Below are 1,533 nucleotides of genomic sequence, written 5' to 3'. Positions count from 1 at the left end.
CTGGCGCGCCCGACAGGCATCCCGGCCGGTCGGCGCGTGGCTGTGGACGATGAGATCGTCACGGCCGCCCAGGCGCGCGGCGTGGACCCGGCGCTGGCGGTGCGCATCCGGCAGTTGGAGAATAGCACGGGCAGCGCCACCGCGCGGCCGATCCGCGACGGGCGACGCCTGTCCAGCGCGCACGGCGTGTTCCAGATCACCGACAGCACCTGGCGCGGCTTGGGGGGCGGCGACCGGAACGACATCAACCGCCAGGTGCAGCTGGGGGTCGAGAACATCGCGCGCGAGCGCGACGGCCTGCGATCCGCCCTGGGGCGCGAACCGGAACCGTGGCAGGTCTATCTGGCGCACCAGCAGGGCCAGGGCGGCGCGCGCGCCATGCTGTCCAACCCGGACGGGGATGCGGTGGCGGTGCTGACGCCGGTGCTGGAGCGCGGCAATCCCGGCAAGGGGGCGCAGTTGGCGCGCCAGGCGGTGCTGAACAACGGCGGGCGGCTGGGGATGACGGCGGGGGAGTTCGCCGGGATCTGGCGTCAGAAGTTCGGCGGCGGCCCGTCGTTGGAGGCCCTGACGCCCGCGCGGCCGCCGCGCGCGCTGGCGGGCCTGACGGAAAACGAGCGGGTGGGCGGCTTCGCCGAAGCGATCGAGGCGATGGCGGATGACGCGCCCGTGTCGCTTGGGTCGCTGGTGGCGCGCGACAGGCTGAGCCTGCTGGATGAGGCGTCCGCCGTGCCGTCGATCAACGGGCGCTGGCTGGAAGCCGATACGGCGGTGACGCGGCGCGGGGCGGAGGTGCCGGTGCGGTTCGCCGTGGTCGAGCTGCGCGACCTGAAGACCAGCCATGACGACGATCTGTTCCCCGTCTCCGACTATCCCGGCCAACTGCAGCCGCGTGACCGGACACGGGCGGGGTCGCAGGCGGCGAACTTCGAGCTGGAACGCGATCTGAACCCATCCCTGCTGATGCGGGACAAGGCGGCGTCGGGCGGCGCGCCCATCGTCAGCCCGGACGGGGTGGTGGAGAGCGGGAACGGCCGGACCATCGCCCTGCGGCGAAGCGCCCAGACTGGGACTGAGGCCTGGGGCCGCTATACCGCCGAACTGGAACGCCAGGGCATCGACGTGTCGGGGTTCGACCGGCCGGTGCTGGTGCGGATGCGCACGGAGGCGATGGCCGGCGCGGACCGGGCGGAACTGGCGCGGTCGCTGAACGAGGCCCCGACCGAGGCGTTCTCGCCCGCCGAACAGGCGCGCGGCGATGCGCGGCGGGTGGACGCCGACCTGATCGGCCTGATCGAAGGAGACGATGTGTTCGCCGCCGCCAACCGGCCGTTCCTGCGCGGGTTCGTGCAGCGGGTCGCGCCCGGCGACGCCAACGCCCTGACGGATGCGCGGGGCGCGATCAGCACGTCCGGGCGCGCGCGGGTGCAGGCGGCCCTGGTGCAGGCGGCCTATGGCGACGACGCCCTGACGGCGGCGCTGTTCGAGACGACGGACGCGGGGATGCGCGGCGTCGGCCAGGCGCTGGCGGAC

Annotated in this window: 1 protein-coding gene; it reads left to right on the top strand. The window is 74.0% G+C overall.

What is annotated here, in order from left to right:
* Nucleotides 1–36: 36 nt before the first annotated feature.
* Nucleotides 37–1,533 (top strand): hypothetical protein (locus RTU05_RS18230; RefSeq protein ID WP_312599690.1); only part of this gene is annotated, 1,497 nt, incomplete at its 3' end.

It is taken from the genome of Brevundimonas sp. (assembly GCF_032017145.1).
Taxonomy (GTDB): Bacteria; Pseudomonadota; Alphaproteobacteria; order Caulobacterales; family Caulobacteraceae; genus Brevundimonas.
The sequence above is the reverse complement of the archived record's forward strand: the minus strand, read 5'-3'. Positions and strand labels throughout refer to the sequence as shown.